At 50.0% G+C, this 5,883-nt stretch carries 1 protein-coding gene, 2 tRNA genes and 3 rRNA genes; 1 reads left to right on the forward strand and 5 read right to left on the reverse strand.

What is annotated here, in order from left to right; genetic code table 11:
- Positions 1 to 91: 91 nt before the first annotated feature.
- The 5 genes from rrf to AC1RLW_RS31355 all read right to left on the reverse strand — a co-directional run bounded on the left by rrf (position 92) and on the right by AC1RLW_RS31355 (position 5,334).
- Positions 92 to 204, reverse strand: a 5S ribosomal RNA gene (gene rrf, locus AC1RLW_RS31335).
- A 128-nt stretch (positions 205 to 332) separates the two neighbouring features.
- Positions 333 to 3,206, reverse strand: a 23S ribosomal RNA gene (locus AC1RLW_RS31340).
- 321 nt (positions 3,207 to 3,527) lie between these two features.
- Positions 3,528 to 3,603, reverse strand: a tRNA-Ala gene (locus AC1RLW_RS31345).
- A 30-nt stretch (positions 3,604 to 3,633) separates the two neighbouring features.
- Positions 3,634 to 3,710 (reverse strand) — tRNA-Ile (locus tag AC1RLW_RS31350).
- 89 nt (positions 3,711 to 3,799) lie between these two features.
- Positions 3,800 to 5,334 (reverse strand): 16S ribosomal RNA (locus tag AC1RLW_RS31355).
- The 16S, 23S and 5S rRNA genes sit together here with 2 tRNA genes alongside, the layout of an rRNA operon.
- Before the next feature lie 96 nt (positions 5,335 to 5,430).
- Between AC1RLW_RS31355 and AC1RLW_RS31360 the strand changes: the two genes are divergently transcribed.
- The coding region (locus tag AC1RLW_RS31360; protein ID WP_493196282.1) for a hypothetical protein at positions 5,431 to 5,883 on the forward strand (453 nt) is incomplete at its 3' end.

The raw sequence follows: 5,883 nt of genomic DNA on the forward strand, positions 1-5,883 counted from the left end.
TCGAGTCAGCGCTTTTTATGCGTTTGGCGTTTGCTGTGCGCAAAGCAAAAAACCCCAGTCATTGCTGACTGGGGTTTTCTGGGCTGTAAGAGCCTGACGATGACCTACTTTCACACGGGAACCCGCACTATCATCGGCGCTGAGTCGTTTCACTGTCCTGTTCGGGATGGGAAGGAGTGGTACCAACTCGCTATGGTCATCAGGCATAAATGGTTGTCCGATTGATCACACGATCAATCAAACGAATTCATAGAGTTTGGAATCAGCTTTTGGCGAATTATTTTGAATGCGTCAACTTGGCATAACACCTTGATCAGATTGATCAAAGTTATAGGGTCAAGCCGCACGAGCAATTAGTATCAGTTAGCTTAACGCATTACTGCGCTTCCACACCTGACCTATCAACGTCCTGGTCTTGAACGACTCTTTAGGGGGCTCAAGGCCCCGGCAGATCTCATCTTGAAACGAGTTTCCCGCTTAGATGCTTTCAGCGGTTATCTCTTCCACACTTAGCTACTCGGCAATGCCACTGGCGTGACAACCGATACACCAGAGGTGTGTCCACTCCGGTCCTCTCGTACTAGGAGCAGGCTTCCTCAAATCTGCAGCGCCCACGGAAGATAGGGACCAAACTGTCTCACGACGTTTTAAACCCAGCTCACGTACCTCTTTAAATGGCGAACAGCCATACCCTTGGGACCGGCTACAGCCCCAGGATGAGATGAGCCGACATCGAGGTGCCAAACACCGCCGTCGATATGAACTCTTGGGCGGTATCAGCCTGTTATCCCCAGAGTACCTTTTATCCGTTGAGCGATGGCCCTTCCATACAGAACCACCGGATCACTATGTCCTGCTTTCGCATCTGCTCGACTTGTCAGTCTCGCAGTTAAGCACGCTTATGCCATTGCACTATCGTCACGATGTCCGACCGTAACTAGCGTACCTTCGAACTCCTCCGTTACGCTTTGGGAGGAGACCGCCCCAGTCAAACTGCCTACCATGCACTGTCCCCGATCCAGATAATGGACCTAGGTTAGAACCTCAAACACACCAGGGTGGTATTTCAACGTTGGCTCCACAAGATCTAGCGACCCTGCTTCAAAGCCTCCCACCTATCCTACACAGATCTGTTCAAAGTCCAATACAAAGCTACAGTAAAGGTTCATGGGGTCTTTCCGTCTTTCCGCGGGGAGATTGCATCATCACAAACATTTCAACTTCGCTGAGTCTCAGGAGGAGACAGTGTGGCCATCGTTACGCCATTCGTGCAGGTCGGAACTTACCCGACAAGGAATTTCGCTACCTTAGGACCGTTATAGTTACGGCCGCCGTTTACTGGGACTTCAATCAAGAGCTTGCACCCCATCATTTAATCTTCCAGCACCGGGCAGGCGTCACACCCTATACGTCCACTTTCGTGTTTGCAGAGTGCTGTGTTTTTAATAAACAGTCGCAGCCACCGATTTTTTGCAACCCATTCATGCTTCGTTGTTCACTACACACTAATAGGGCACACCTTCTTCCGAAGTTACGGTGTCAATTTGCCGAGTTCCTTCTCCTGAGTTCTCTCAAGCGCCTTAGAATACTCATCTCGCGCACCAGTGTCGGTTTGCGGTACGGTCGTTGTTAGCTGAAGCTTAGTGGCTTTTCCTGGAACCTCGTTCAGTCACTTCACGGACAAGTCCGCTCGATCGTTGGCCTCGGTATATGTGCACCGGATTTGCCTAATGCACGCCTACATCCAACTAAACCAGAATAATCCAATAACTGGATGACCTATTAAGATCCGTCCCCACATCGCACTAACAATCGGTACAGGAATATTGACCTGTTTCCCATCAGCTACGCATCTCTGCCTCGCCTTAGGGGCCGACTCACTCTACGCCGATGAACGTTGCGTAGAAAACCTTGCGCTTACGGCGAGGGGGCTTTTCACCCCCTTTAACGCTACTCATGTCAGCATTCGCACTTCTGATACCTCCAGCACGCTTTACAACGCACCTTCACAGGCTTACAGAACGCTCTCCTACCACTTGCAATAAATTGCAAATCCGCAGCTTCGGTAACTGGCTTAGCCCCGTTACATCTTCCGCGCAGGACGACTCGATCAGTGAGCTATTACGCTTTCTTTAAATGATGGCTGCTTCTAAGCCAACATCCTGACTGTTTTAGCCTTCCCACTTCGTTTCCCACTTAGCCAATTTTAGGGACCTTAGCTGGCGGTCTGGGTTGTTTCCCTCTTGAGTCCGGACGTTAGCACCCGGTGCTCTGTCTCCCAAGCTGTACTCATCGGTATTCGGAGTTTGCCTTGGTTTGGTAAGTCGCCATGACCCCCTAGCCAAAACAGTGCTCTACCCCCGATGGTAATACTTGAGGCACTACCTAAATAGTTTTCGGAGAGAACCAGCTATTTCCAAGTTTGTTTAGCCTTTCACCCCTATCCACAGCTCATCCGCTAGTTTTGCAACACTAGTCGGTTCGGACCTCCAGTACCTGTTACGGCACCTTCATCCTGGCCATGGATAGATCACTTGGTTTCGGGTCTACACCCAGCGACTGATCGCCCTATTCGGACTCGATTTCTCTACGGCTTCCCTATTCGGTTAACCTTGCCACTGAATGTAAGTCGCTGACCCATTATACAAAAGGTACGCAGTCACCCTTGCGGGCTCCTACTTTTTGTAAGCACGCGGTTTCAGGATCTATTTCACTCCCCTCCCGGGGTTCTTTTCGCCTTTCCCTCACGGTACTAGTTCACTATCGGTCAATGATGAGTATTTAGCCTTGGAGGATGGTCCCCCCATATTCAGACAGGATTTCTCGTGTCCCGCCCTACTTGTCGTTAGCTCAGTACCACACAGGTCATTTCACGTACGGGGCTATCACCCGCTATGGCCAGCCTTTCCAAGCTGTTCCGTTATGTCTTGTGCTATCACTAACAGGCTTCTCCGATTTCGCTCGCCACTACTTTCGGAATCTCGGTTGATGTCTTTTCCTCGAGCTACTGAGATGTTTCAGTTCACCCGGTTCGCCTCGCATGACTATGTATTCATCATGCGATACCTTTGCAGGTGGGTTTCCCCATTCGGAAATCTCCGGATCAAAGCTAATTTGCCAGCTCCCCGAAGCTTATCGCAGGCTATCACGTCCTTCGTCGCCTATCATTGCCAAGGCATCCACCACGTGCTCTTATTCACTTGACCCTATAACTTTGACGTTTCTTGCGAAACTACAAAATCATCTCAAGGAATATGTCAGGTCTTTCACCTGACGCGTTATGCCGTACTTCCAATATCGATTTGACTCGAAATTGAAGTTTCTTTTGACGCAATCAAAAATTCTATGTTGCTGATGGCACGGTCTACACTAAACCTTTACGAATGTGCAGTTTCCATCAGCAACGCTGATTCGACTCTATGAATTTTTAAAGAACAGCCGATTGATCAAGAGATCCTGATCAACAACAAAGAAGCCTCATGCTTTCGCAGGAAGCTGCTTTGGTGTTGAATAAGTATCGAAGTTATTGGTGGAGGATGACGGGATCGAACCGACGACCCCCTGCTTGCAAAGCAGGTGCTCTCCCAGCTGAGCTAATCCCCCTCAAACTCTCACACGAGATATCAGAAGATTTGGTGGGTCTAGTTGGGCTCGAACCAACGACCCCCGCCTTATCAAGACGGTGCTCTAACCAGCTGAGCTACAGACCCATTCGCCAATCGTCTTCAAAATTGAAGACAACCGACTTCTTCCAACAACCGATAAGTGTGGGCGTTTAAATTAAATTGCTTGTTTCCAGAAAGGAGGTGATCCAGCCGCACCTTCCGATACGGCTACCTTGTTACGACTTCACCCCAGTCACGAACCCTGCCGTGGTAATCGCCCTCCTTGCGGTTAAGCTAACTACTTCTGGCAGAACCCGCTCCCATGGTGTGACGGGCGGTGTGTACAAGACCCGGGAACGTATTCACCGTGACATTCTGATCCACGATTACTAGCGATTCCGACTTCACGCAGTCGAGTTGCAGACTGCGATCCGGACTACGACTGGTTTTATGGGATTAGCTCCCCCTCGCGGGTTGGCAACCCTTTGTACCAGCCATTGTATGACGTGTGTAGCCCCACCTATAAGGGCCATGAGGACTTGACGTCATCCCCACCTTCCTCCGGTTTGTCACCGGCAGTCTCATTAGAGTGCCCAACTGAATGTAGCAACTAATGACAAGGGTTGCGCTCGTTGCGGGACTTAACCCAACATCTCACGACACGAGCTGACGACAGCCATGCAGCACCTGTGTTACGGTTCTCTTTCGAGCACTAAGCCATCTCTGGCGAATTCCGTACATGTCAAAGGTGGGTAAGGTTTTTCGCGTTGCATCGAATTAAACCACATCATCCACCGCTTGTGCGGGTCCCCGTCAATTCCTTTGAGTTTCAACCTTGCGGCCGTACTCCCCAGGCGGTCAACTTCACGCGTTAGCTTCGTTACTGAGTCAGTGAAGACCCAACAACCAGTTGACATCGTTTAGGGCGTGGACTACCAGGGTATCTAATCCTGTTTGCTCCCCACGCTTTCGTGCATGAGCGTCAGTACAGGTCCAGGGGATTGCCTTCGCCATCGGTGTTCCTCCGCATATCTACGCATTTCACTGCTACACGCGGAATTCCATCCCCCTCTACCGTACTCTAGCTATGCAGTCACAGATGCAGTTCCCAGGTTGAGCCCGGGGATTTCACAACTGTCTTACATAACCGCCTGCGCACGCTTTACGCCCAGTAATTCCGATTAACGCTTGCACCCTACGTATTACCGCGGCTGCTGGCACGTAGTTAGCCGGTGCTTATTCTTACGGTACCGTCATTAGCCTTCTGTATTAGAAAAGACCGTTTCGTTCCGTACAAAAGCAGTTTACAACCCGAAGGCCTTCATCCTGCACGCGGCATGGCTGGATCAGGCTTTCGCCCATTGTCCAAAATTCCCCACTGCTGCCTCCCGTAGGAGTCTGGGCCGTGTCTCAGTCCCAGTGTGGCTGGTCGTCCTCTCAGACCAGCTACAGATCGAAGGCTTGGTGAGCCTTTACCTCACCAACTACCTAATCTGCCATCGGCCGCTCCATTCGCGCAAGGTCTTGCGATCCCCTGCTTTCATCCGTAGATCGTATGCGGTATTAGCACAGCTTTCGCTGCGTTATCCCCCACGATTGGGCACGTTCCGATGTATTACTCACCCGTTCGCCACTCGCCGCCAGGATTGCTCCCGCGCTGCCGTTCGACTTGCATGTGTAAGGCATGCCGCCAGCGTTCAATCTGAGCCAGGATCAAACTCTATAGTTCGATCTTGATTTTTGCGCCTGACCTCGCGGCCAAGCAAAACTCATAAAAAAAGAATTAAAGTGAACTTCACTTCTATCTCATGAGCGTTTTTAAGTCTTGCGACTTGTTCCGAAGAACTTACGCAATTACCTTCAAACGCCCACGCTTATCGGCTGTAATTTTTTAACGATCACCGAAGCAACTTGTCGTTTACTTCGTTTTGCTTTGCTGCGATCAGCGAAGCCTTGTAGTCTAACACGATTTTTTAAGTATCGTCAAACTTTTTTCGCTTTCTTCAACTTCTTTTTTCGCATCCCGAATCTTTCGATTCAAGCTGCTGAAGTTGTTTTCAGCGGAGCCTTCGATTATGCACTGTTTTTCAACACCGCGTCAACTTTCGAAGACTTTTTTCGCTTTCCACTTCTTCTTTCCCGCAACCCAAACTTTTCAGTTCAAGTCGCTGAAGTTGTTTCCAGCGAAGCCTTCGATTATGCACTGTTTTTTCAAACCGCGTCAACTTTCGAAGACTTTCTTCACCACCCACAACCAACGCTCCTGAGAGCACCAGTC

The sequence above is a fragment of the Variovorax sp. GW822-FHT04A09 genome (assembly GCF_058801005.1).